Source organism: Chitinophaga hostae (assembly GCF_018224885.1).
Lineage (GTDB): Bacteria > Bacteroidota > Bacteroidia > Chitinophagales > Chitinophagaceae > Chitinophaga > Chitinophaga hostae.
Genome location: NZ_JAGTXB010000004.1, coordinates 158,975 through 183,008, shown reverse-complemented (window position 1 = coordinate 183,008; position 24,034 = coordinate 158,975). Strand labels below are relative to the sequence as shown.

Genomic DNA, 24,034 nt, shown 5'->3' with positions numbered 1-24,034 from the left:
TTAACTCATGTCAAGGTTAAGAAATTGTAAACAGCAAAAAAGAAGAAACAAGGCTGGCAGACAATGCCGGATTTTCTTTGATATGTGCTTTTACCTGTTTTAGGGCACGGCTATATAATACGCGTGCGGATGCGGGGTCGATACCCAGTTGCTGTGCTATTTTCTGATAGGAGTAATGATAGTTTACCCGGAGTACAAACAGCTGTCGCTGGCTGGGAGAAAGGATCTCCAATGCTTCGTTAACAATGGCTTCCTTTAATCCGCTCATCTCCTGTTGCCCCAGTGCGTCGGGTGTTTCGAGTGTATCTGTTAATAATAATTCCAGCTTTCTCAGGTGGGCCTGGTAACGGCCGTTAGTGCGATAATATTTAAAGATGCGGAACTTCAGCGCGTTGAGCAGATAAAACTCCAGGGTTTCATCTTTGGGCACGTCTTCCCATTTCTCCCAGAGGGAAAGCAACACATCCTGCACGATGTCGAAAGCATCGTGGGCATTGGTTTTGGCTACTGCAATACCGAGTAATTTATCCCAGTAAGCAGCTACTGATGCTTCAAAGTCCGCCTGGCGCGCAGCGGCGGATGTATAAGTGAACGATAAATTGTTGTGCCCGGACATAAATGGAATATAACAGTCCCTACAAATGTAATTGCCTAATATTACGTGGATATTAACTCTGATATTTCCTGGCTGATACTTCCTGTTAAAAATCGATTTAGCTTAGACGGCTAAGCGAATGCATCTCCCTTGATTCCTTCATTATATATAAAAAGAAAACGGCTGGTATTGTGTTGATTTTAAGTTGAATTTTACGTGGACAGGTTGGTATACCCTATCATACGGCGATCTTATATGCTCGTTAGTGACAGCAATATAAATTTACTTTTCGAATATGAAAAAAAAGCTTTTAGCCATTAGCTTTTAGCTTTTAGTAAATGCGGCGAAGATTAAATGTGATGGATATGATGAAGACAGGTGTTAATATTCCGCGAAAGACTGATCCACATTGCACCATAGCCATTGCTCCCCTGGTTCGGCGGAGGCAATCACCGGGTGGCCGGTGGCATGGAAATGCTGTGTCATGTGTTTGGCGGGAGAATCGTCGCAACAAAGTGTTACACCACAGGTTTGACAGGTGCGCAGATGCACCCATTCCCCGTGATGTTTGATACACTCCTCGCATACATAGTCTGACCCAACTTTAACTTCAGTAATAGCTTTCAGATGTGAACAAATTGACATAACAATAAATTTTAAACTTCTGCCAGATATTTATGTACCATGCTGATACTCATAGAGCCTTCCCCTACTGCGGAAGCCACCCGGCTCATAGCGCCTGAACGTACATCGCCGGCAGCAAAGATTCCCGGGCAGCTGGTTTCCAGCACGTAAGGCTCCCGGTCCAGCTTCCACAACTTACCAAAATAATCGAATGATTTCATTTCCCTTCCGGTTTGCACATAACCCTTTTCATCTTTAATAATAAGATCACCCAGCCAGTCGGTATAAGGTCTTGCGCCAATAAATATATATAGCGCGTCTGCCGGCACTTCGGTTACTTCTTTTGTTTCCAGGTTTTCTATTGTAAGCTGTTCGAGTCTGTCGGATCCCTTGGCAGCCACTATCTCCCGCTGACTCAATACCGTGATATTGCTGATAGAACTGATCTGGTCAATCAGGTAGGAAGACATGGTAGCTGACAAATCTTTTTTCCTGATGATGATAAAGACTTCCCTGGCAAAGCGGGAAAGGTATACAGCTGCCTGGCCTGCGGAGTTGCCGCCGCCCAATATATACACACTCTTTGCTTTGCAGGATGCTGCTTCGGTAGTAGCAGCCCCGTAATAAATACCGGCGCCGGTAAATTGTTCAATACCGGCAGTATCCAGTTTACGGTAGTCAACCCCCGTAGTAATCACCACTGCGCGGGTATGTATTTCTGTTCCGCTTTCCAGGCATACAATTTTATAATCTGCCTTCAGCTTTATTTCCTTCACGGACTGGGGCGACAGGAATTCTGTGCCAAACCGGGTAGCCTGCGTAATAGCGCGACGGGTAAGTTCCGCCCCGCTCAGCCCCGACGGGAAGCCGAGGTAATTTTCTATCCGGGAGCTGGTGCCTGCCTGTCCGCCTGGCGCATGACGCTCTACCAGCAAGGTTTTTAGTCCTTCGGAAGCGCCATACACAGAAGCTGCCAACCCGGCCGGGCCGGCTCCTATAATCACCACATCATAGATTTCATTCTTCAGCGTTGGATTCAATCCAATCCTGGCAGCGATATCGATAATACCAGGGCAGGACATAATTTCCCCGTTTTCAAATATCACGATGGGGAGGGCGGCAGTATCCAGATGATTGATCTGCAGTAACAGCTTTCCTTCCTCACTGGCAGCATCAACAGAATGATAAGGAATCAGGTTACTGGCAAGGAATTCCTTTATCTGGTAAGCCTTGGAGGAATAAGGATGTCCCAGCACCTTAATACCCTGGAATTCCGGCCGGTAGTTATTCTGCCAGTCATCGAGCAGATCGTTCACCACCGGGTACAATTTTTCTTCCGGCGGATCCCATGGCTTCATGAGATAATAATCCAGTCTTAATTCATTAATAGCTTTTATAGCGGCGCTGGTATCGGAGTAGGCCGTCAGCAATACTCTTTTTGCAGCTGGAAAAATTTCAATGGCCTGTTGCAGGAAATCAACGCCTTCCATTTCGGGCATCCGTTGATCCGAAATAAAAAGTGCTACGGTTTCATTACGGTTTTTAAGTTCTACCAAGCTTTGTAAAGCTTCGTTGGCAGATAAGGTGCTTAGTACGCGGTACGATTTTCTATAGTAGGCTTTCAGGTCTTGTGTAATGGCATTCAGCACCTGTTGATCATCATCTATTGCAAATATTATAGGCAGACTCATATTTTCTAAGTTAGTTATTTTCTATAGGAAAAGAGATGGTAAAAATTGTTTTCCCCGGTACCGATGTTTGCTTTACGGATCCATGGTGTCGTTGCATGATCTGCATCACCACATCCAGTCCAAGCCCGGTGCCTTTTCCCATCTCCTTGGTTGTAAAAAAAGGTTCAAATATCCTCGATTGTATATCGGCCGGTATGCCAGGACCATCGTCCATAATGGTCACATGTACGCATTGGCGGTCTTTGGACGTAGCAATTTCCAGCCGTCCTTTTTTATTTGTTTCCATGGCATCGATAGCATTATCCACCAGGTTAGTCCATACCTGGTTCAGTTCTCCGGGCAATGCTTTTATTTTTGGCAGCGTGGCATCAAAATTTTCCACCAGTTCAATATTTCCTTTACGTAAGCGGTAATTGAGCATGGCCAATGTATTCCGGATACCGTTGTGGATATCTATAAACTGCCGGTCCGGTTCCTGGTCCATATAGGTGTAGCTTTTCACCGACGCCACCAGGTCGGAGATCCTTTTGGCCGACAGCTGCAGATCGCCCACCATGCGGTTAGCCACCAACGCGCTGTGTATCCACGAACAGATCACCGGCAAATGTTTTGGCGGAAACTGCTGGCTGAACGTTTCCAGGGTGTCGATATCCTGGTTGTATTCTGCCAATATCTCTGCTATTTCCAGTTGCGGTATGCCTTTGCTATCCAGCCAATCTTCCACCTCCGTGGTTTTATCGGACAATTCCATCAGTCCCAGCGGTTTTTCCGGCCGCGCGGCCTGCATCTTCAGCAGTTGATCCACCACCAGCTTTGCCTGGGCTTCCGTTAAACAAACAGCCGCCATTTCCCGGAATATAGCAGGGCTGTTCCGGATATTGGCATCCAGCGCAGCGGCACTGCGGGTAATGGCTGCCACGGGATTATTCAGCTCGTGTGCCAGTCCTGCCGATAATTTTCCCAACGCCATCATTTTTTCATCCTGCTGCTGGGAGGAAGTAGTTTCCCGCACCCTGCTGGTCATGATATGCACCAGCGCTTCCGTTAGCTCGTAGTGCTTTTCTATATTCGTTTTCAGCTTATCGGCATGACAGGAGATCACGCGGGTATCTTTCAGGCAAAGTCCATTTCCTGAGGCATTTTTTATCCGGGAAAAAGGCAACCATCCCGTGATGCTCTCGTCGTTCAGTTCAAATATTTCGCGGTAATGACCGTTCACAGTAGCAGAAATACGGACCTTCCCTTTAATAACGATGGTGGTATTCACTACCGGGTCACCGGCTTTAAACAGGAGTTCTCCTTCCGGCACATTTCTTTCTTCCGACTGCGCAAGCAGCCAGTCTAACTGTTCCAAAGGAACATCCTTTAATGCCGGAATATTTTTTAACTGAATAGCTGTAATGGGTTCCATAAAATCGGAATTGCGGTACGTCTCAAATATAAGCTTTCAACGGACAATAATTTCCTGTAGCTTTGAACGCACCTATAAATCGCTATCCATGCTCACCGAAGAAGCAGCCATTGCCATACAGGAAGAACTGCGGCCACGGGTTATCACCACCGACGTATTACCGGATCCCATCAAAATTATTGCGGGAACAGATGTAGAATACGACAAAGATACCAACCTGATTGCCGGAAGTATTGTGCTGCTGGACTATGATACATTACAGGAAGTAGCCGTCGCCTCCCATTGCATGGAGGTTACTTTTCCGTATATACCCGGCTTATTTTCCTTCAGGGAGATGCCATCACTGTTACGCGCCTACGAAAAACTGCCTGTTCACCCGGACCTTATCATTTGCGACGGCCAGGGCCTTGCCCACCAGCGTCGTTTCGGGCTTGCCTGTCACCTGGGTGTAACGATTAACAAACCCGTTATCGGCTGCGGCAAAACAAAGTTAACCGGTGAATATACCGATCCGGGGGCAGCACGTGGCAGCGTGGCGGCATTAATGGATGCAGGTGATCATATCGGCAATGCACTAAGAACACAGGACGGCATTAACCCGGTATTTGTATCCGTTGGTCATAAAATTTCGCTGGCTACCGCAACAGACATCGTGCTGAAAATGTGCGCCCAGTACAGGTTACCGGAAACTACCCGGTTGGCGGATCACCATGCACGGCTGGCATTACTGGAGCATAAAAAGAAAATATTTGGTTAATTGGAATTATTATTTATATATTTGCAACCCCAAACGGGGAATACAGAACGGCTGAAAAGCTTACCTGTAGGAAGGATCGGTAGTTCAGTTGGTTAGAATGCCGCCCTGTCACGGCGGAGGTCGCGGGTTCGAGTCCCGTCCGGTCCGCAAAATCTCGAAGGAACCCGCGCTAGTCGCGGGTTTTCTATTTTAAGTCGAGTATTTAGTCGAGTTCCGATTAATTCTCTCCTGATTTTTTATGATACCTTATTAAGGTTAACTATCACTTACTAAGATACAAATATTATTACGGACTTTTACCGTTCCTCGCGCCAGTAGTAAGACCCGACCAAAATAGATTGGGAAAAAGTGTATTCATTTCCGTATATTTATAATACCCCAGTATTTTTTTGTTAACTATAAAAGGAAGTGAAATGAGAAGTTTGAATTTGAGGCGGATACAATCCTTTGCCACGTTTGATTTACCAATTAACTACCATTACATCTACTCCCGGTTCCACAAAACGCATGAAGATCATTGCTCTTCTTATGCAGTTTGGCCCACCGCAGCTACGCGTCACAAACTGATTAGTGGTTATTGGGACGATGTTCTACGACACTACTTACTATTATTAGGTGTAAGTACACTTTTTGTTGTCCTCTTCAATAGTCCATTGATTTTTACAAAAGGCATTTATCTTGGTATTTTATTTATGATTGGCGCACTTGCTTATGTGCCACTCTATTATTTCATCTACAGGCCTACCTTCAATTGCGACTTTCTCCCAAAACTTGAAACTGCAATAATCGCCTTTGAAGGAAAGGAACAGGCCTGGTTAGAGAAATGTAAACAGGATCAATTGTCAAATCGTGCATTGGTGCTGCTATTTTATGTTCTGGAAAAGACGAGTAAATTAAGTTTCCTTTCGCCAACCGACAGATGTGCGGATCAATTGCACCAAATTTTTGGTGTTAGTCCTAAAGGGATGAAGAATGAACTTGAGCTGATATTCAAGAATGATAAACTGGTCAAACCAGACTCAAGACATTATTTGGAAGTATTTAAAAGCTTTAGCGAAACCTATACCCTTTTGGAGGCAATGCAGTTCAATGAAGGAATTCAACATTTGAAGGAACTGGAACTACGCCTTAAAAAACGCTTCTCACCGAAGATTTCATAAAAACAAGTATACTTAACCCGTTATTTCTTCGCTTAAAATCCATATTTGGGATCTAAATCAAAAAATATGGAAAACAAAAAAGTGAAGATTGAACAAGTGGAAGCGCCGATGTTATTCCCTATTGAGCCAGAGCAATATTGGCAACAGCTCAGGATGTTAATTCGTGAAGAAGTTAATAGTCTTGGTTCTAAACCAGCTCCGGTTCCAGCTTATGAAACACCCGGACTTGCTTATAAACCACTTTATAAAATAGACGAGGTTTGTAGTTTGTTTCGTGTCACTAAACCCACTATTTATGACTGGATAAAACACGGTCAGTTAAAGCGGTATAAAATCCGGTCGAGAGTATACTTCCTTTGGAATGATATACAAAGGCTATTAACGCCTGAAAATCCAGGAAGCAATTAATGTAGCTTTTCGACTGAAGAATGGCAAAATTCTTCAGTCGAAAAGTCTTAGTTCTTATAAGTTAAATGATCCATTAAAACCGACACAACTATCTAATAACCAACGTTATAAAAGAAGTAAATATCAAGACTTTCGAATTGGAATTAAGCGCCAATTTTAGTACATTTACATGAGATTTTTAAACTCCTTCATCTATTTATACATGACAGATTTTGAACATGAAATAGCCGTCCAGAACAAAAAATTTGCTATTACTATTGATCGCTTAAGGAAAAGAAATTTTAGTAATAATCTTCCTTTTCTGATTTTATCTGATAAGCTACCTGAAGGACAGGCTTTCTATGAATTTGCTGATGGCCACATCGAGATTCAGGAAGTTTTTACAGTAGGCGCAGAACTTGAAACAAAGCTTATTCGTCGTTTATCTGACAGCGAAGCCATTGTGATCAGAGAAAATTTCCTAAAAAAAAATGGATTACTCTAAACCAACCCTAATCGTCATTTCCGGGCCTAACGGAGCTGGTAAATCCACGCATATCGAATCGATGTTACCCGACTTATTTGAAGGTGTCCGTCCCTTTGACAGGGATATGACACGTACAAATTTTGAGAAAGAACTTAAAAAAGAAGGTCTGACAGCAGAGCAACTGACTATTCGCTCCGCCGAAATGATGGAAAACTTCCTGATTTCAAAAATGGACGAAGCGATTAAGGCTAACCAGCCCTTTGTATTGGAAACGCCATTATCACATCCCGACTACTGGAAATACATAGATCGCTTTGATAATAAGGGATACCAGATTCAACTCAATTACCTATGCCTGGACAAAGTAAAAGATTGTGAAACACGCGTCAGGCAAAGAGTTAAAGAAGGCGGTCATGCTGTAGATGCCAGAACCATTAAAGGCGTTTACGAAAAGAATTTGGAGCATATCAATAATTACAAGGATACCTTTAAAGTTATATGCCTGTACGATGGTTCAGAAAGACCTGAGATATTGGTTAAACTCGAAGACAATCAAGTAGTATTGGCGCTTGAATCTGCATTGAAGAAAAATTGGATTAAAAACGGGCTACCCTCCATCTATGAGATGGTCTCGGAGTATTTGCTTGCCCAAGGTAAAGCTGCGAAAAAAGTTCCTGTTGCGAAAAAGCAAGGGAGAAAGCTATAGATAATTCCCTTAAAATGCTTATCTTTTTCCTTCCAATACAGAAAATGCTACATAATGATAATCATATATTTAAATGAAGTCACACACAAATATACTTTGTACATGACTCCATTTAAGTTAAGATCATGAAAAGTCAAAAAAAATCAAGAAGTACTTCTTTTAATTAAATTCTTCCTTTGTTTATTTGATAACAATTTTTGCAGATCATTTACGTCTGTCTTATTATCAATTCGCAATTGAGCAGCTTGAATTTTCAACTTAAAAAACTGCTCTAATTCGGGTTTCTTAAACGCTTTAAAAGCTAAATAAAAGTTCAGTTTAAATAGGGTGGCTATCTTTAAAGGAGCAATTGTTATATTTTCAAAAACTCTGTCAATCTGTGATTTATGAGAATTTATGTCCAAATCTACATACAGGAAATATAACATAAAAAGCTTATACTGCTCCCCTTTAGGGTTTTGTTCTAACTCAATAATTTTATTTTCGACTATTTTCTTCAGATTTAGATGTCCAACGCCATCGTACAACAATGACTGCATCAATACCGGTATCATCCGCGCCATTAATTGCAAGATCTCTTCCCCAACAATAAAATCTTGATTTGCTCCATCTTGGTTAAGATTCTCTTGTTTAGCACGAGTTCCATATTCATCAATAAAATAAAAGCCCAAGTAACAATAACAGTCTAATATATACTTAAAAACTTCATTTATGAGGGCTGTATTCTCAATGCTATCTAAATTCTTAAAGACTCTCGCTAGTATTGAAATATACTTTTCCAGCAATTCAAAATTTATATAGCTTACATCGATTACTTCTTTCACATGAACTTCTGAGTTAGCTTCAAGCGGCCTTAAGGTATCGTATATTTCATCCTGAAGATCATCTTTAATAGGTGCATTTACAAGCAGCTCTTTTATATTTTTAGCAAAGTCGTTCGCATTGCTAATCTGCAAAAGCAAATTATCGTCAACACTGCCGGTCGCTTTAAATTTTTCAATTACTGGATCGAATACCTTCTTAGTTTTGTTGTACACATTAATTAAGAAATCAACGTCATTTCTATTAAACCCTGAATAAAGTTCCAATTCATTCTTAAATGACAAATACATAGAATCATTATCCACTATCTCTTTTCTAAAAGAAGGATGGTCTCTTAAGTAATAGGCTAAAAAATATTCGAATATTCCATTTAACCTAAATGTGTAATAGCTACCTTTTACCCTTAGAATGCCTACATTTATTAGGTAGTCTAAAATACTTTTGGCATCGGTTACAATCCTTGGGTTTTTCTTTATTGATTCATCGATAAAGTTAATAACCTCCATATAACTAGCGCCGTAGTCATTGTCCTTATAGTTAACAAATAAAAAATATGAAATTTGGCTACATATGGCTTTATACTGTTCAAATTTCAGATCAGATTTTTCAAAAATAAATCTTTTTTTATTAAGTATTTCGTCAACGCACGCATCTAAAACACTGAATAAATTCTTATTGTAATCATCTTGGTTTTTCTTATAAATCAAGAGGATTAAAGAAACTGTCCAATAATTCAATGGCAATTGCAATTGAGTACATATATTTGTAATCTTCTCTAAAAGTTCATTATTATCATCCACCAACGACTGCTTCCGCGTAAAAAGTCGAATTTCCTTCCTTGATAAATTTTTAAAAAAGATTCTATTATAGTCAAGACTATCTAATTCCTCGATAAATACTCGGGATGCCATATATTCAGAGCAAGCAACAAATTTAACATTAGAATTTGCTCCCAGGAAGGATAGAATAGCTAAATGGATATTACTATTAGGAGATAAATTATCGATAAGAAAAAGTATCTTGCTATTATTTATAAGCTCATTAGAATCTGCATTATTCAAATTATAATATCTCCCGAATTCCTTTGCCAAATCAAATCGAGAAGGATCAACTGAATCGAATTGTTTATAATCAATATAGAAAGGGATTATTCCTTTAAAAGAATAGTCTTTTAATAAGCTGAGTTGCAAATATTTCAGTAAAGACGTTTTACCACATTTATCCTTTCCAAAAATTAAGTAGTTTGCATCAAATGCAAGTATCTTTTTATAATCAAAATTATGGGCAATACTGCCATTCTCTGTTTCAGCATCTGATCGGCTGCTTAATACTGGATCGGTAAATGTTTCAATAAATCCTCTTTTATTATCTCCATCATAATTAAGAAGTAATTGATTAGATATTTCTAATTCAGAATCATACTTACCGATAATTTTGTTTCTTAACTTATTTTGTTTAAATTTTTCTTCTCCACATGGTATATGAACAACTACGTTATCTAAGCTAACAAACGAATTTTCCTTTGCAATATAATATCCTCGCTCCAATGTAATTAACTCCATTGCATTTAAATCAATATCTAAAATTGAATATCCAATATCTCCTCCGTCAAAGCATAAAGTTGCATGAGTGGTATTACAGTAAATGCCATTATGTGAATTAAATTGAGTTTCTATATGCTCTTTATGAACGTGTCCGGCCAGCATTAAATTGAAGCTTCTATGAATTAAATCCTGCAACTCATGGTAGTTGTATTCCCTAAAATAGTTTAAAGGATGATGAAGCATTAATATTTTGCAATCTGAATCGTCAATTTTATTAATAGCTTGCTTCAACTTATCTGTGGGAAATAATAAATTTCCATTGTCTTCATGGAATCCAGAACACAACCAAGAAGAATTAATCGTTACAATCGCAACCTTTTTCCCTTCCATTGAAACTTTATGAATTGTGAAAAACTCATTAAATATTTCAGATTTATCGGAAAAATTTAGTGCAGCGTATTCATAATAATTCTTCCCAGACTGCAAGCTTAAATCAAAATCTCTAGGATTACCGGAAATCCAACTATTCAATTCCTCATTACTTCTTATTTTAGATCCTTGATCTGAAAAGTAGTCTATAATAACCCTTGAGCAATCATCCCTATTAATATCATGATTACCTGAGCAAATAAAGACATGCTCCTTACTAACATGTAATTCCTCTATTAATGGCTTAATTAATAAATCGTGTGCACCTTCAAAATCTTCTTTCTTTTTGCCACTAAATACAAGGTCTCCTGAAAATAATATTAAGTTGACGGGACTTCGAGAACTTAGATGGCTAATTAATTTTTTAACTATATTTTTTTGTTCATATTCATTCTTATTACTTCTGTAGTGGAAATCGCCAATGTGTAGAATTCTCATTTAGTGGTAATTTGAGTGATGAAATAGATGTGATTTAAAGGTGCTCGTTAGGGAGAAAATCTTTAGGAGAGCATTTAAAAAAGCCTGCTATTAAATTCAGATGACTTATATTGTATTTTTTACTATATTTAATATTTTCTACTTGAGCTACAAACCCATTTGATTTAAAGCCCAACGCAATAGACAAGTCTTCTTGCGAGAACCCTCTCTCAGTTCTCATTTCCTTTACCTTCTTAATAACGTAGATATCAATTGGAGTACGCATCAATCACCTATTGGTAAGTAGCAAAAATGGCGATTCAATAAAAAAATGACAATCACCTATAGGTAAGTGTTATTATTTTCCTTAGATTCGCAAGAAACAATTGAGGTTTTTCCTTTATTATGATAGGGCTTTTTTGGGCAAAAAGTCTTGGGGACTACATTCCAGAATCTTTGCTAGCTGATTAAGATGCTTGATGTTATAATGAGATGGATATTTTGAGCTCTCCACTTTACCAATAAAGCCCACCGACATGCCTAATTCATTTGCGAGATCGGCCTGAGATAAACCTATCTCAATCCGCTTCTCTTTTACCTTATTGATAACATATAAATCAATCTTGCTTTTCATAATCACCTATGGGATAGTATAAAGATCGGATAGACGTACATGAAAGACAATCACCTATAGGAAAGTATTTTAATAAATAAGATATGGGATTATACATAACTAATAACTCACCGGAAAACGACAAACATTTTCGTTTGTTCCTTCGAGGTGATGAAACAGGGCTGAACTACATATACAATAACCTGTACAAACCAATCTTCTATTACGCCAGGCGAATAATAGAGGATTCTTTTGTTATAAATTCCATCCTCCAGGAAGCCTTCCTCCGGGCATGGGATTTCAGAACCCGAATGATCAGCATGCTTCATCTTTTCCGGTTCATCCGTTTATGTGTCCGGTGGGGCTGTTATGAATACCTCAGAAAGAAGGTCAGTAAATTCCACAGTAGCTTTATGTACCTCGAATTTCTGGAGAACAGCCATCATGCCTCCTTTAACCCAGAGGAGGAGGTAGAATCCCTCCAACTATCAGGGAAAGATATTGAACGCCTAGAAAGAATAGAAAAGGCCATTCCATATTTACCCACCAACAGGCAAACCATCATAAGGCTTTATATGCTCCACGGTCTTAACTATAAAGAAATAGCAAAACGATTTGCGGCTCCTTACCAGCATATAACAACAGAAATCCAGGAAAGCATTGAATCTCTAAAATCAATGTTAATGCCTCCTCTTCCAAAGCATGCCACCATCAGAAAAAAATATCACGATAACTATACAGCACACCTAACACCAGAACAAGCCCAGATATATAAGCTACGTCACCAGGACAAATACAACTTTGACAGGATTTCCCAGGAAATAAACAGACCACTAGCCGATGTCGTAAATCAGTACGTTTCAGCCAATCAAACCTTACAAAAGGCCCGCAATCATGGAAACAAGAAAAATCACCGTTACACGTAAAATACAGCTACTCATCAATAGTGATGACGACCAGGTAAGACATACAACCTGGCAAACGCTTTGGCAATGGCAGCATTTCTGCTTCCGGGCGGCCAACCAAATAGCTACCCATCATTTTATCCAGGATCAAATAAAAGAGTTGTTTTATCTAAAGGATGAGACAAAGGTAAAACTGTCCGACGTCCACAAAGATCCGGATGGAATATTAACCACATCCAAAACAAATACTACTTATCAGTTCCTCAGCAAACGATATAAGCAGGAAATGCCAATGGCAATACTTGGGTGCCTTAATAATACCCTCGTATCTACCTATAATAAAGAAAAAGAATCATATTGGATAGGAGACAGATCGCTGAGGAACTATAAGCGCAACATCCCAATACCAATACCCGCCAAAGCTTTACTCAACATACATGCTATTGAAGGAAGCAGAAACTACTCTCTTTCTCTCTATGGCCTTCTCTTTAGGACCTACTTCGGTAAGGATATAGACGATAAATACAGTATGTGGAAACGGTCGATAGATGGAGATTATAAACGCTGTGACAGCTCCCTGCAATTAGATGGTAGCAAGATTTACCTACTAACTGTTTTCCAGTTTGCTAAGCAGGTAGGTAATCTGAAGCCTGAGATAATTGCAGAAGCCTCGCTTTCTATGGAAATACCCATCGTCGTAAAAATCAACAGGTATCAATATAGAATAGGCACAAAAGAAGATTTTCTTTATCGCCGCCTGGCCATCCAGGAAGCCATCCAACGTTGTCAGAAATCATCCAGTTTTAACAGGACAAAGAACGGTAAAGCACGGATGCGCCAAAAAGTGAATTCCTTTCGCGATGCAGAAAAAAGGTATATCAACTATAAACTCCATGTTTATAGTAAGCGGGTAATAGATCTGTGTATTAAACATCAAGCCGGCACCTTGCTTCTGCTGGATCAGCAAGCAACGGAAGACCTGGCAAAAGAAAATAAATTCATAGTAAGAAACTGGAACTACGGAGGATTGAGGCAAAAGATAGGCTACAAAGCCAATAAAGCGGGAATTAATATAATCATAGAATAGCTCCGTTATCTAAAAAATATTAGAGGGTGCTTGTACACCCGTAGAGTGAGGCTTCATGTGTACTCACTAAATATCCTTTCCTTTTACAGTATCCATATCAAGGGTATATACAATTACATGGTTCGCGGCTCACCAACAAGCGTACCTGCAATATTGAAGGGTGTATACAACAGAGTCAGTACTCAACAACGTATTAAACCATTTTTATTATTTATCTAACCTTCTAGAATTATGAAAAATAGTAACCCGCCAATCGACTTGTCTGACATTAAAGACGACTACAGCCAACGGCCATTCAGACTTTCACAACATGAAATAGATAATCCGCAATTGGTAATTGCAGATTTTTGGGGAAGATATTCCCTTTCAAACTTTAGAAAACTGTTATGGAATGGATTTATTAAAAATCTGATAATGGGTCAGATAGATCCCCTTGAAACCACAGAGCTATACATAGATATAGAAAGAATGATTGAAGTTACTTTCCTCCTCAGAAGTCAGACTCCTGATCATCCACAGGAAGACATATAACGTCTTACCAATAGTAGGCGTAGTGATTCCAAAATAAATATCAACTCAAGACATCTATGGTACAAAATAATTCAGCACATATATTTTGGCTAGAGAATTTCCGGGGAGTAGCCCACGGTAAGCACTTCGTTTCCCTCATCGACTTACCTGAATTCATAAAAAAATGTAGTGAAACCGGGCTGCGCGTTGTTGGCTTTAATCTCGACAGCCCGGTTCAATACCTAGAATGCATTCTTGAAGCCAACGAAAGTTATATTCATCATTTTGGGAAGAAATCACTAGAAACATGGTATTTCAGACCTTAGATAATATCAACTGCCCTTCAACTTCTATATAATGCTCTAATCAGGTTTTGTCAAGGAATGGGACTGTACTTGTTGATGCTGAATAATGCTACGGATGATGATACAGTCCCATTCCTTGACAAAGCAGCCCCCGGCAGGGGAGCAAACATCCCTGATTCCTGGCAGTTCTATTATGGAACTGTCCCTTAATCTAAAATATTAAAGCGATCGTCCCTTCCTCCTTCTTTTCTTTTGTCTCCGTTCATATGCTTCCTGGGTTAATTCGTAAGGCAGGTATCCAGATGTCATTTCGGGTTCCAATAATATCTCGATTAAACTTGATAGTTGATCAATAACCGGAGCCAGAGAAGAAACATAATCAATTTTACTGATGAAATCCTTGTCGGTGCTTCTCCTGGCAAGCGCGTCTAAAGTTTTCTGTTCTAATTGCTTATGTCTCAATTCCATCTTTAGGGATAGAATCCTTTCAATTTTTGCCAGAGAGAAACCAACTTCACTCCCTTTGATCTTCACTTTTTTTTCATCAACAAAGGAAATGCCTCTTCCTTTAATTATTGTATACCCCAATACTGCCATGGCTTTTTCAAAGGCCGGATAATCATTTGCCGCTCTTAGTGTTTGCTTAATATCATTTTTCAGTTTCGTTTTCCGCTCATCTTTCCGGGGAATTAACCTTTGCTCTTTTGATAAAAAAGCCCGGGGACTTAGTACCTCTTTCAGTCCCAATCTTTGTTCCTGTATCCGGCAAAATGCTGCCATTCGCTTGTAGTTATTACTATCACTGGCCGCTTTACCGTCAAGGCCTACCCTATTAGCCACAATATGAAAATGCTGTTCACGGGTATCTTTATGTAAAACTACCAGGTATTGATGATCTGCAATATCAAACTCCTTTGCCAGTGCCTCTCCCAATTCAATCAATTGATCCCTTGTCAGGTGGTCGCCGTCAGCCAGCCGGATAGAAAGGTGCAACACTGGTTTTTCCACCCGTTTACTCAGGCGGGCTACATCCTTAAATTGCTCCGTCAACTCATATTTATCTCCGAAACATTGATTGTAAGCAAGTATTTCAGCCCTGTCTTTATGTTGAATGTTATCTTGTAGGGACATATTTTCTTTCCGGTCTTCGGACAAGGATCTTTTATCTTCCAACACATAACTAATCAGATGATAGAAAGAACTCCCAGTTACCACCATGCCGATCACCTTAGATAATTTTTTATGGCCACCGCTATTTCCTTCAATACCGACACCAGTCTTTGAAGATTTCCCCGTTCCTCAAGAGATAAATTCTCACCTTTGTTTCTCTTCCAGGCTATTTGATTAATGTTGGCGGCAATATGATTAAGCGTTCCTGAGAACGCCAATACTTCTGGAGGAAGTACTTTTACCCGGCGATCAGCCTGACCATTTATACAGATCTCCCGGATATATTCCGAGATATTCTGGTTTGATTCCCTGGCCTTTTGAGCAATTATCATCTTTTCAACTGCTGAACATTTTAGCGTTAGGATAATGTTCTTCCTGATTTCTTTTGAAGGACGCCCTCCTTTATTCCGCTGCCTCATTTCATTCTGCGTCATATTTCAATTCGTTTTATTTTTTGAATCCGCCGGTTAGCGGATGAAAAATCCTGTCCACAAATGCGCTAGCATGCGGTGGGTCAGAAGTTTTGGTATTACCAAAACATAGCTGGCTATACCGAACTTCAAGACCCATATGCTCCTGCCCGCATGATGTTGTATCCTATAATTTGTCTTCTAATTTAGGAGAAGTCATCTTTTTACCCTCCCCATCCTTTCCGATTTTCCTGGATCCTGGGTTAGCCGATTTATTCTGAGACGATAACTCTACCTCAAAAATCATGGGGTTATCTATTCCGTGTTTATAGATATTCTTTTTCAAGTCCATCCAAAGTTGAATGTTATAATCAGCTAGTTCCAGCAATTCATCGCGGGTTAGGCGGAAGGGATTATGTACGGATGTTGGGGAATTACTTTCAGAAACGCCATCGTTGCAGGCAAATATATTAGGGCGATACCCTTCGCCAAGTTCCAACGATTTTCCAATAGCTATGCTATTTCCAAATAACTTAATCTGCTTACCAGAGCTTAAATGCAATATTTTCCTTTTGAAGTCAGCCATAATTAGGGGTTTTAAACAATTAAATAATTGCTCCAGATGGGAGCGAGATACATTGAAAAGTACCAGCAGGATCACTTCTATGCCTGTTCGTGATATCAGGTTGGACGCAATTCCTGAAGTTATCCGGCGAACGCCCAGGGGTTTACGCCGGTAAGATTAGATGAAAGACAGCAGACCAACATCTATAGTCGGTTTATTCTCATAACGGAGGCAGGCAGACCTTCACGACCATTTACAATAATATTATCTGACGCGATTAATATTATGTTATTACATAATTTCCATTCATAGCAAGATGATTTGAACACCTTAAACTGTCGCATTCTCTCCTTTTTCTGTTTCATACTTCATGATTTAGTCATCAAATATGAACTTACTTGTAAGAAAAAAAGAGGTAAGTATACTTGTTTCTGGTAATCATTTCAGATTCCTTTGTTTCTACAAAAAATTGGCAACTCTATCTCAGTATCGCATTCAGCCTTCCGGTCGCTACGATAATACACATTGAAATTATCAGACTGTTCGCGAAGATTCCAACGCTTCAATTCACATAAAACAGCCGAACTTTCAATTTAGCTGCCATTTGAGGTCAATAAACTGTTATTCCGGGTTTTTGCTTATGAAAATAAAAACGGCTGGTTTTTTCACCTGCTTTTATCCTTGAAAAAGGTATCTGCTGACAAAATTTGCTATCACCTACTGAAGGTATTAGGCGCATTAGGACTGTTAGGTTTTGAGAAAAATAATTCAGCTGAAATCCTGGTATACAATTGAACGGTAAAATACAAAATGCTCAATAGTAGTAATTCTATCAAACTTTAGTGCTAACTTCGACAGACGTTTTTCAAATATTCTGCGTAACTCATAGCTGGGACCCCATCCGAGTTCTCGGCAGACCTATTGTTTATGAAATGAATGAAACACACTCAAACTTCGTTGTCTATGAATCTGGCTGGACTATTTCAGGTCCAGTAGTTCGCATTGTTCATGGAGACAGTAAATCGATTAACATTGGACAGAACCTGGCATCCACCAATGGTAAAGGTTACATTGTTAAAAGCAAAGACACGAACCTTGGTAGTCAGGGTAATAAACGTGCAGAGAAACTCTTTGGTGGGCTACCTTGGCTAGTTATTGTAATGGAAGCTGTTGGACATAAAGAACGCGCATCCGTAGGTGAGATGCAGCATGTTTGGCCCGAAGGTATTTGATATCATTGATTTAAAAGTGAAAGCAATTTCTGTAAAGCGTCCTTGCAATTTTTATATGACAAAAGCTTTAAACCCAGACCAAAGCCAACTTGCAAATATAATGACCGACATTTCTGAAAGATGTCATTTTGCTGCCTGGTTGACAAATTTGGAATATGTTTTATGGGACGCTGTTATAAATGGACAAAGAAAATATGGACATGACGAAATTACACCACATGATATAGGTGAATTAAAAAAATTATCTAAGGCATGTAATTCATGGATCTATTTTGACGATGAAACTGAGGAGACAGCCATTAATTTAAGCACCTGGACGCTAATGTTCGACAAAGCTGTCAATGATAAGCCAAATATATTACAAGGTTGACAATACTGCACACAAAAGCCCACCAACGCAAAGCCCAAAACCGTTACCTACTATTATACTAGCCGTTATGCTGACAAAGTTTTCTGAACAGACTGTTGACAATTTTTATTTTCCCTCATTCATTTTAACAAAGGGTGACATTATAATTATTCATCTTCCTTGCGGACCATATTTTCGACCCGTTGAACTGAAAATGATTGATATACTGACAGGAAAACAGTACAATGACTTAATTGAAATCAATACGCCTTTAAAATATGTAGAACACATAGCAGAAAAGTCGTTTTGGCATCGCTTTTTTCCTTTGACCGTTGGCGGCTATCTTGACAAGTATGCCAACAAGTCAAATCCAGTTTGCAACATGATCTATAACACAAAATGGATTACGCCAAAGACCAAAATACAAACACTAGCAGGAACTCCCAGACGACAACTTTCCCTTTATGCAACTTTATCATGGACAGACAAAATCATTTTTGACTTGGCAGGGGTTGATCCCCAAGGTGGACAACAAATTTATAATTTTGTAAAAACGGTAGTTCAATCAGGCGGTTCAGCTATACTGTTCGACTATACTGACGAATTTAAAGATGATTGCACAAGATTTATCAAAGCGCAGTACTTGGGCGAAGACAAATAACAACAGGCAACAGTGATTTTGTATTATGCTGGGATAACCAACAAAGATTATCTTTAGTTTTAAATTTGGCTTTTAGTTATGAGCTGGGATAATGTTCCTTAATTACAACCACAACACAAAGCCGTAAACCGTTATATGGTATTCTGGAAGAACCAACTCCGAAAAAAACCTTTCGCTACCTCATATCAGGAATCGAACCACGCAAACTATTCTTTTATAACGACTTAAATATTAAGTTGTAAATTCTCCTAATTTTTGAAAAATTAGGAGAATTTAGAAAGCGTACACATAATTTTTCAAATTAATTTTTCCGCTAAGCAAATGCGTCTATTTTAATTCGACTAAAGACCAGTTATATATACAAAAAATATTTAAATTCAAAAGATAAAATAATTTTGGCTTTTATCCAGATGCAGCAATTCCTAGTCAAACCATTTGGTCTGCCGTTTCTTTAAAGATCAAGGCCAAGTTCCAAGGAGATATCTTTTGTCAACTTAGAAAAAATCCTTTTGTGGTGTTTATCCGGCCTGCCGCTGGCACCGAAAATCAATTCTTTTACTTCTTCTTCAGAGTGGAACAGGTACTTTCCATCAATTTTAAAATCCTTAAGGTCCTTAATTGCGCTGTTGCTGTACAAATAGGACTTTGTAAGAATATCCTGGACGTGTGAAAGATCGTAATTGTAGCGCTCCTTCAGGGCAAACAATTCTTTGTTCCTATTCGCCTGCTCTAGTCTATCTGGATCAGCACCGGGGCATGGAATTAAATCAAGCGCAAATTTTTCCCTGTTGATCAAAAAATCAAGCGCATTTACTTTTATGCTGAATGCAAGCAGATTATCAAAACCATAGATAAAAGGATGCAAATACTCACCTGGCTGAACTAGAGTGTCCCTTTTCAAATTTGAATTGCACACATAACAAGCCGGTATAAGGTTGTAAAATGATAATGCTAAATAGGGATAATCTGCTTTGCCATAAAAGTGATCAAATGTTGGCCTTGTTTTTTGAGCGCCTTTTTTTAATGTTATTGTATATTGAGCATTACAATACAAACACGTATTGGTTCCTATATTTTTAGCATGATTATAAGCGAGTTCACCCTTGTTTTTCAAAGTGAAGCTGTAATTATTCCGGTCGTAATTCCAAATCGAAAGTATTATTTTGTTAAACCATTTTTTAGCGTCCTTTGCAGTTTTCCTTGGGTACCTTCCACGATAGCGGTTCATTGCCAGCACGATTTTAGGCTCCAATTGAGCAATATGATTTTCTAACCTATCTAATCTACCAATGAGAATATCTTCCAGATTTGCCTCCAGATATTGGAATACTTCTCCCAGGTAAGTCGGCTTGGGTTTGCGGCGAAGCTTCTTCTTAATAGGTATATTTTTTATAATCAGACGACCAAATTCCTGCGCCAAATCATCCAACTGATCTAAGGTAAGTGGGACTTTAATCATGTCCTTTTATTTATTTAGCTTTTACTCTTTTTTAGTTTCTTCCGCTTGATTTCCTCAATTCTCCGAGTTAAAATTTCTAGTTCGCCATCATCCGCATTTTGCGTTTGCCAAATCATTTCCATTTTTCTTCTTAAAATGGGCTCTCCAATCTGGTCGATAAGTTTAAGATGCTGGTCTTTCTCTTTTTTATTAAATTTTCTGTTGTAATTCTCTTCGTTTAAGTCTTTTAGTAATCCTTGCAGCTTATCCTTTGCAAAATCCCCGATTAAGATACCTTCCATGTAAAAGGAATCTGAAAACAAGGTATGAATGTTAGCTCCAAAGGTCAATTCGCGGTCATTGTTCTTTCCTAAAATTTCCAGTGGCTCCCCTTCCTCCTTATTTAAAAAGACAATATTACTTTTTGGCAGATCGGAAGAGATAAATGGGCTGTTGGCCGTGAAAATGATTTGCAGCCTGTTGTCCTTAAATAATGTGGACAGAAAATCGATTGTGGTCTTTAGAAATTTGCGCTGCCAGGCAGGATGATAACCAATATCCCCTTCGTCGATTAAGATGACCAGATCCTTATAATAGCCCCACTTTAAATCCTTTGCTACGGAAAAGAACCTAGCCATAAAAGACAGATAAGACTGTTCACCGCCGCTTAAACTGCGCCAAAAAAAACTCACAAATGGGGTTTGCCCTTTCAATTGTAAAATATATCCCATGAGTTCCCTAAAATCATTCATTGTCGTATCCACAATGGGGATGCTAAATGACTTCTGCCGGACTTTCGAAAATGTACTTCCCGTTTTGGGCAAGATCATTTGTTTAAGTTTGTCGAAAAAGGACTCTATTACACCCGCATAGTCTCTGTATTGCTTCGGAAGAAGCTTTGATGCCTCGTCGTTTTCAGACAACTCCTTGAAAAATGCTTTTAAAAATTGGACTGGACTTAGGGAGTCAATTTTGTGGATGGCTTTGTTCTCCCTAAATGGGGCAATGTTAGGATGAGCATCAAGGACTTGCCGGCAGAAATTGGCAAAGATGGCAATAGCCAATTCCTCAAAAACATAAAACTCATTTGTTGCTTTGCTTAAATTTTGCCTTAGTTTATTCAGTACGCCCTGCACCTGACTCAAGCCGGGACTAATGTTTTTTTTGCTTTGTAAATACAACTGATCATCTTCAAGTATACCAACATCAACACTACTTGGCAAATAGTCTAGTCCGTGATCTTTCATACTTGCAATCAGATCAATTGCTTTGGCAACCTCACTTGTGATGAGGTGATCCAGATCAGAATTGCTGTCAAAGTCAATTTTAGTGATCCCTAATTCCCTGAATTCCTCCATATTCCTTCTCCGCTGGCTAGAAAGAAAAAAGGTGGTGGACAAATTATAAAAACCTGTATTTTCCAGTGCCTGCAAATTTGAATTGTAGTCCAGTAAATAAGAATAATAGATATAGTTGTTCTGCTTAAGATGTTCTTTAACCGGACCACTTAATGGTTTCTGATACGGTATAAATTTAAATGTTTCATTCGTTTCATTAACCTTATTGAGTTTCATCGTATGGGGATGAAGCACATAAAAAACCTCATTTTCACTCTCCAATACAGAATAAACCAGTACATCTTCGCTAAGAGTGTCCAAAAATCCTTCTGAAAAATGGTCACACATGTAGCCCAATATGCTGGATTTACCGGCGCCATTTTTTCCTATAATCGCATTTACATTTACAATATTTTCCTGCTCAAATAAAAACGGTAGATAGTCATTGTTCTTCTTAATGATCATTTTATACTGGGAATGATCGAAAGGATGATCTTTTGGTAAGTCGGGCTGCATTTCAATAATATACCGGGATGAAACGTTGATGCCGGACTCCTTAATGGAATTGTAGCTCTTAATCCAGATGTAATGTATTTCCATATTGTCTATAATAAACCAAAGTGAAACTTATTCTTTCTATACGATAACCTTATGGCTGTTTAATTTTAGCATTACTTTTTAAGACCCTCTTAACCACAGGCATGGTTTATACCCTGATTACTGGATAGGGAAGTTTGCAGTCTTTGGTTAAACCATAGACTGCAAACATTTATTCATCGTTCGAAGATCTGCGCATTAAAGGTGATTCCAATATTGGGATGGAATCCGGCCATATCATTTGGTAACTCCTTTTTTTCTTTGACCGCCCATCTTAGGTCCGTAAATATCTGAAAGTAATTAATCTGTGCTGCAAACTTTACACCCAGGCAATTGACCTTGGTTGCAACATTGTCATTCCTTTCTTGTTTAATCAGGTATTTATAATCTTTCTCACTCGAAGAAGGCACCACAACGCGGCTATAATAAGGGGTCAGCGAAATAGTAATATTAATATCATCATCCCGCAAAAGCCATTGTACTGAGCCACCCAGTGTGTAATTTAACGTATAGAAGTTTTTTGTAGAATCAGCCAGCCTTCCGCGTATATTCTTAAAGGAAAATTCAGCAAAAGGAGAAAGCAGAAAGAACTCCATATCTGAACTCCCGTTAAACTTAAAATTATAACTGCCTCTTAGATAAGAAGAATTAACTCCTACATCCGGAAACAGGAAAGTACTGTTTAACAAACTATCTGTATTGGTGGCATTGATATTAAAAGCCATTAATATCTCTGCAAACTGGCGCTCAGATCTAAAGGGGCGGAAATATCCCGAGAACTTACCCGAAGCATTCAGGTTTGATAATGTGGATGTACTGGTATTCCCGATACCATAAATCCCGAACCTCGCTAACTCCTTTATACTGAACTTTCCGCTTTGGGGTTCCAAATTATTGTATTCAGTTTCCACCTTACTTTTTTCTTCCTCAAGGCTCTTTTGCTCCCTTTGTAATTCGAAAATTTTGGCCCTCAATTTTGCCACTACCGTCAACTCTGAAACTCCGCTGGGTGCAATCGCGAGCAGTTCACCAGATTCTCCTAGGCTTTCCTGATTCTTCTTCAATTTTTCTTTGAGTTCGGACAACTTTGCCTCAAGCTCTGATTTTTTCTTCTGATAGTTACCATCTCTTGATTTCAGGTTCAAATTAACAGAGGTTTGGCCCAAGACGATAAGGGGAAATACAATCACTAGCAAAAATAGGATGTGCTTGATCATAGTGGGGTTTTTTGATTAGGAATATTTTGAGTTATTGATACTCATTTTGAGGGTATTCCATACAGATATAGTAAAATTCAGGTATTCTATCCCTATTTTCCTTCCCCTTACAAAAATCTTAAAGTGACGGGTCTAATTACCTGCACGTCCTCTCCCAGGTCAGAAAATATGGAAAAAATAATTTTGACTGCTACAACTCGAATTCATACATCTTTGGTTGATTCTCAAATAGGGATTCTACAAAGAGCCTTCTGGAAACCAATGGTTTCCTAAAAAGCATGTTAAAAATAAGGGATTGTATCAATTCCGCCTAATTTTCTGATGCCAAACACTTGCTTCATTTACCGTACGATCATACCCGGTAAATAAGATAAAAAAGTAACAATGGTTTTATTTACGATTTAATGATACTGGGCTTTCAGGAAAGCGATCACCTTTTCTTTTGTGATCTCAAAGCGCTTCAGTGTACGCCGGACTTCTTCCCGGCTCTCACTTTCTCCGCAAAAACGACGGTTGTGGAAGTCTATCACATCGCATAAAGTCCGTGATTTCGCCGTAATTCCGGCGAAAGAATTTTTAACAATGGCAGTGCGGGCCAATGGTAGAAA

General features: G+C 39.1%; 25 protein-coding genes and 1 tRNA gene. 12 read left to right on the top strand and 14 right to left on the bottom strand.

Annotation, left to right across the window (positions count from 1 at the left end; translation table 11 throughout):
- Window positions 1-16 precede the first annotated feature (16 nt).
- From KE626_RS10425 to KE626_RS10410, 4 genes are all read right to left on the bottom strand, one after another.
- A complete protein-coding gene (locus KE626_RS10425; RefSeq protein WP_211972833.1) occupies window positions 17-616 on the bottom strand; it encodes an RNA polymerase sigma factor in 600 nt (199 codons plus the stop codon).
- 360 nt (window positions 617-976) lie between these two features.
- Window positions 977-1,240, bottom strand: coding sequence for a UBP-type zinc finger domain-containing protein (locus tag KE626_RS10420; RefSeq protein WP_211972832.1), 264 nt, complete (start codon window positions 1,238-1,240; stop codon window positions 977-979).
- 11 nt (window positions 1,241-1,251) lie between these two features.
- Complete coding sequence (locus KE626_RS10415; RefSeq protein ID WP_211972830.1) at window positions 1,252-2,910, bottom strand: NAD(P)/FAD-dependent oxidoreductase; 1,659 nt, start codon at window positions 2,908-2,910, stop codon at window positions 1,252-1,254.
- 10 nt (window positions 2,911-2,920) lie between these two features.
- Entirely contained in the window at window positions 2,921-4,321 is a 1,401-nt protein-coding gene (locus KE626_RS10410; RefSeq protein WP_211972829.1) for an ATP-binding protein, read from the bottom strand.
- 88 nt (window positions 4,322-4,409) lie between these two features.
- Between KE626_RS10410 and nfi the strand changes: the two genes are divergently transcribed.
- The 6 genes from nfi (at window position 4,410) to KE626_RS10380 (ending at window position 7,818) form a co-directional block, all read left to right on the top strand.
- Entirely contained in the window at window positions 4,410-5,078 is a 669-nt protein-coding gene (gene nfi, locus KE626_RS10405; protein ID WP_249207392.1) for a deoxyribonuclease V, read from the top strand.
- Between the two features lie 73 nt (window positions 5,079-5,151).
- Window positions 5,152-5,225: transfer RNA gene (locus KE626_RS10400), tRNA-Asp, on the top strand.
- Between the two features lie 266 nt (window positions 5,226-5,491).
- Entirely contained in the window at window positions 5,492-6,238 is a 747-nt protein-coding gene (locus tag KE626_RS10395; RefSeq protein WP_211972827.1) for a hypothetical protein, read from the top strand.
- Window positions 6,239-6,304: 66 nt separating this feature from the next.
- Window positions 6,305-6,646: a helix-turn-helix domain-containing protein gene (locus KE626_RS10390; RefSeq protein WP_211972826.1), complete on the top strand. Its 342-nt coding sequence runs from the start codon at window positions 6,305-6,307 to the stop codon at window positions 6,644-6,646.
- 202 nt (window positions 6,647-6,848) lie between these two features.
- A complete protein-coding gene (locus KE626_RS10385; RefSeq protein WP_211972824.1) occupies window positions 6,849-7,130 on the top strand; it encodes a hypothetical protein in 282 nt (93 codons plus the stop codon).
- Window positions 7,117-7,818, top strand: a complete 702-nt coding sequence (locus KE626_RS10380; RefSeq protein WP_211972823.1) for an ATPase — start codon at window positions 7,117-7,119, stop codon at window positions 7,816-7,818. The genes KE626_RS10385 and KE626_RS10380 overlap by 14 nt, the downstream gene beginning before the upstream one ends.
- A 143-nt stretch (window positions 7,819-7,961) precedes the next feature.
- Here the strand turns inward: KE626_RS10380 and KE626_RS10375 are convergent, their stop codons facing one another.
- From KE626_RS10375 to KE626_RS35035, 3 genes are all read right to left on the bottom strand, one after another.
- Window positions 7,962-11,051, bottom strand: a complete 3,090-nt coding sequence (locus KE626_RS10375) for a metallophosphoesterase (RefSeq protein WP_211972821.1) — start codon at window positions 11,049-11,051, stop codon at window positions 7,962-7,964.
- 382 nt (window positions 11,052-11,433) lie between these two features.
- The gene (locus KE626_RS10370; protein ID WP_211972820.1) at window positions 11,434-11,664 is read right to left on the bottom strand and encodes a helix-turn-helix domain-containing protein; all 231 of its coding nucleotides are present in this window, start codon (window positions 11,662-11,664) and stop codon (window positions 11,434-11,436) included.
- Window positions 11,665-11,771: 107 nt separating this feature from the next.
- Window positions 11,772-11,972 carry a hypothetical protein gene (locus tag KE626_RS35035; RefSeq protein WP_346344391.1) on the bottom strand — a complete coding sequence of 67 codons (201 nt, stop codon included), beginning with the start codon at window positions 11,970-11,972 and terminating at the stop codon, window positions 11,772-11,774.
- On the opposite strand from KE626_RS35035, the gene KE626_RS10365 reads away from it, so the two are divergent.
- The 3 genes from KE626_RS10365 (at window position 11,880) to KE626_RS10355 (ending at window position 14,166) form a co-directional block, all read left to right on the top strand.
- Entirely contained in the window at window positions 11,880-12,569 is a 690-nt protein-coding gene (locus KE626_RS10365) for an RNA polymerase sigma factor (protein WP_346344389.1), read from the top strand. The genes KE626_RS35035 and KE626_RS10365 overlap by 93 nt on opposite strands.
- The gene (locus KE626_RS10360; RefSeq protein ID WP_211972817.1) at window positions 12,538-13,635 is read left to right on the top strand and encodes a hypothetical protein; all 1,098 of its coding nucleotides are present in this window, start codon (window positions 12,538-12,540) and stop codon (window positions 13,633-13,635) included. The genes KE626_RS10365 and KE626_RS10360 overlap by 32 nt, the downstream gene beginning before the upstream one ends.
- Before the next feature lie 231 nt (window positions 13,636-13,866).
- Entirely contained in the window at window positions 13,867-14,166 is a 300-nt protein-coding gene (locus tag KE626_RS10355) for a hypothetical protein (RefSeq protein ID WP_211972815.1), read from the top strand.
- Between the two features lie 503 nt (window positions 14,167-14,669).
- Here KE626_RS10355 and KE626_RS10350 read toward each other — a convergent pair.
- From KE626_RS10350 to KE626_RS10340, 3 genes are all read right to left on the bottom strand, one after another.
- Window positions 14,670-15,668, bottom strand: coding sequence for a relaxase/mobilization nuclease domain-containing protein (locus KE626_RS10350; protein WP_249207420.1), 999 nt, complete (start codon window positions 15,666-15,668; stop codon window positions 14,670-14,672).
- Between the two features lie 5 nt (window positions 15,669-15,673).
- On the bottom strand, window positions 15,674-16,054 hold the full coding sequence (locus tag KE626_RS10345) for a plasmid mobilization protein (RefSeq protein WP_211972813.1): 381 nt from the start codon (window positions 16,052-16,054) through the stop codon (window positions 15,674-15,676).
- Window positions 16,055-16,217: 163 nt separating this feature from the next.
- Window positions 16,218-16,616, bottom strand: coding sequence for a hypothetical protein (locus tag KE626_RS10340; RefSeq protein ID WP_211972812.1), 399 nt, complete (start codon window positions 16,614-16,616; stop codon window positions 16,218-16,220).
- 911 nt (window positions 16,617-17,527) lie between these two features.
- Here KE626_RS10340 and KE626_RS10335 point away from each other — a divergent pair.
- The 3 genes from KE626_RS10335 (at window position 17,528) to KE626_RS10325 (ending at window position 18,837) form a co-directional block, all read left to right on the top strand.
- Window positions 17,528-17,827: a hypothetical protein gene (locus KE626_RS10335; RefSeq protein WP_211972811.1), complete on the top strand. Its 300-nt coding sequence runs from the start codon at window positions 17,528-17,530 to the stop codon at window positions 17,825-17,827.
- Between the two features lie 16 nt (window positions 17,828-17,843).
- Window positions 17,844-18,197: a hypothetical protein gene (locus KE626_RS10330; RefSeq protein WP_211972810.1), complete on the top strand. Its 354-nt coding sequence runs from the start codon at window positions 17,844-17,846 to the stop codon at window positions 18,195-18,197.
- Between the two features lie 67 nt (window positions 18,198-18,264).
- On the top strand, window positions 18,265-18,837 hold the full coding sequence (locus KE626_RS10325; protein WP_211972809.1) for a hypothetical protein: 573 nt from the start codon (window positions 18,265-18,267) through the stop codon (window positions 18,835-18,837).
- 451 nt (window positions 18,838-19,288) lie between these two features.
- Here KE626_RS10325 and KE626_RS10320 read toward each other — a convergent pair whose 3' ends face one another.
- The 4 genes from KE626_RS10320 to KE626_RS10305 all read right to left on the bottom strand — a co-directional run bounded on the left by KE626_RS10320 (window position 19,289) and on the right by KE626_RS10305 (window position 24,025).
- Window positions 19,289-20,296, bottom strand: coding sequence for a hypothetical protein (locus tag KE626_RS10320; RefSeq protein ID WP_211972808.1), 1,008 nt, complete (start codon window positions 20,294-20,296; stop codon window positions 19,289-19,291).
- Between the two features lie 14 nt (window positions 20,297-20,310).
- Window positions 20,311-22,212, bottom strand: a complete 1,902-nt coding sequence (locus tag KE626_RS10315; RefSeq protein ID WP_211972807.1) for an ATP-binding protein — start codon at window positions 22,210-22,212, stop codon at window positions 20,311-20,313.
- Window positions 22,213-22,385: 173 nt separating this feature from the next.
- On the bottom strand, window positions 22,386-23,426 hold the full coding sequence (locus tag KE626_RS10310; protein ID WP_211972806.1) for a hypothetical protein: 1,041 nt from the start codon (window positions 23,424-23,426) through the stop codon (window positions 22,386-22,388).
- Window positions 23,427-23,827: 401 nt separating this feature from the next.
- A complete protein-coding gene (locus KE626_RS10305) occupies window positions 23,828-24,025 on the bottom strand; it encodes a hypothetical protein (RefSeq protein WP_211972805.1) in 198 nt (65 codons plus the stop codon).
- Window positions 24,026-24,034: the final 9 nt, after the last annotated feature.

Coding starts and splice junctions, on each gene's coding strand:
- KE626_RS10425 (WP_211972833.1), bottom strand. CDS start 616: ATGTCCGGGCACAACAATTTATCGTTCACTTATACATCCGCCGCTGCG.
- KE626_RS10420 (WP_211972832.1), bottom strand. CDS start 1,240: ATGTCAATTTGTTCACATCTGAAAGCTATTACTGAAGTTAAAGTTGGG.
- KE626_RS10415 (WP_211972830.1), bottom strand. CDS start 2,910: ATGAGTCTGCCTATAATATTTGCAATAGATGATGATCAACAGGTGCTG.
- KE626_RS10410 (WP_211972829.1), bottom strand. CDS start 4,321: ATGGAACCCATTACAGCTATTCAGTTAAAAAATATTCCGGCATTAAAG.
- nfi (WP_249207392.1), top strand. CDS start 4,410: ATGCTCACCGAAGAAGCAGCCATTGCCATACAGGAAGAACTGCGGCCA.
- KE626_RS10395 (WP_211972827.1), top strand. CDS start 5,492: ATGAGAAGTTTGAATTTGAGGCGGATACAATCCTTTGCCACGTTTGAT.
- KE626_RS10390 (WP_211972826.1), top strand. CDS start 6,305: ATGGAAAACAAAAAAGTGAAGATTGAACAAGTGGAAGCGCCGATGTTA.
- KE626_RS10385 (WP_211972824.1), top strand. CDS start 6,849: ATGACAGATTTTGAACATGAAATAGCCGTCCAGAACAAAAAATTTGCT.
- KE626_RS10380 (WP_211972823.1), top strand. CDS start 7,117: ATGGATTACTCTAAACCAACCCTAATCGTCATTTCCGGGCCTAACGGA.
- KE626_RS10375 (WP_211972821.1), bottom strand. CDS start 11,051: ATGAGAATTCTACACATTGGCGATTTCCACTACAGAAGTAATAAGAAT.
- KE626_RS10370 (WP_211972820.1), bottom strand. CDS start 11,664: ATGAAAAGCAAGATTGATTTATATGTTATCAATAAGGTAAAAGAGAAG.
- KE626_RS35035 (WP_346344391.1), bottom strand. CDS start 11,972: ATGAAGCATGCTGATCATTCGGGTTCTGAAATCCCATGCCCGGAGGAA.
- KE626_RS10360 (WP_211972817.1), top strand. CDS start 12,538: ATGGAAACAAGAAAAATCACCGTTACACGTAAAATACAGCTACTCATC.
- KE626_RS10355 (WP_211972815.1), top strand. CDS start 13,867: ATGAAAAATAGTAACCCGCCAATCGACTTGTCTGACATTAAAGACGAC.
- KE626_RS10350 (WP_249207420.1), bottom strand. CDS start 15,668: ATGGTGGTAACTGGGAGTTCTTTCTATCATCTGATTAGTTATGTGTTG.
- KE626_RS10345 (WP_211972813.1), bottom strand. CDS start 16,054: ATGACGCAGAATGAAATGAGGCAGCGGAATAAAGGAGGGCGTCCTTCA.
- KE626_RS10340 (WP_211972812.1), bottom strand. CDS start 16,616: ATGGCTGACTTCAAAAGGAAAATATTGCATTTAAGCTCTGGTAAGCAG.
- KE626_RS10335 (WP_211972811.1), top strand. CDS start 17,528: ATGAATGAAACACACTCAAACTTCGTTGTCTATGAATCTGGCTGGACT.
- KE626_RS10325 (WP_211972809.1), top strand. CDS start 18,265: ATGCTGACAAAGTTTTCTGAACAGACTGTTGACAATTTTTATTTTCCC.
- KE626_RS10320 (WP_211972808.1), bottom strand. CDS start 20,296: ATGATTAAAGTCCCACTTACCTTAGATCAGTTGGATGATTTGGCGCAG.
- KE626_RS10315 (WP_211972807.1), bottom strand. CDS start 22,212: ATGGAAATACATTACATCTGGATTAAGAGCTACAATTCCATTAAGGAG.
- KE626_RS10310 (WP_211972806.1), bottom strand. CDS start 23,426: ATGATCAAGCACATCCTATTTTTGCTAGTGATTGTATTTCCCCTTATC.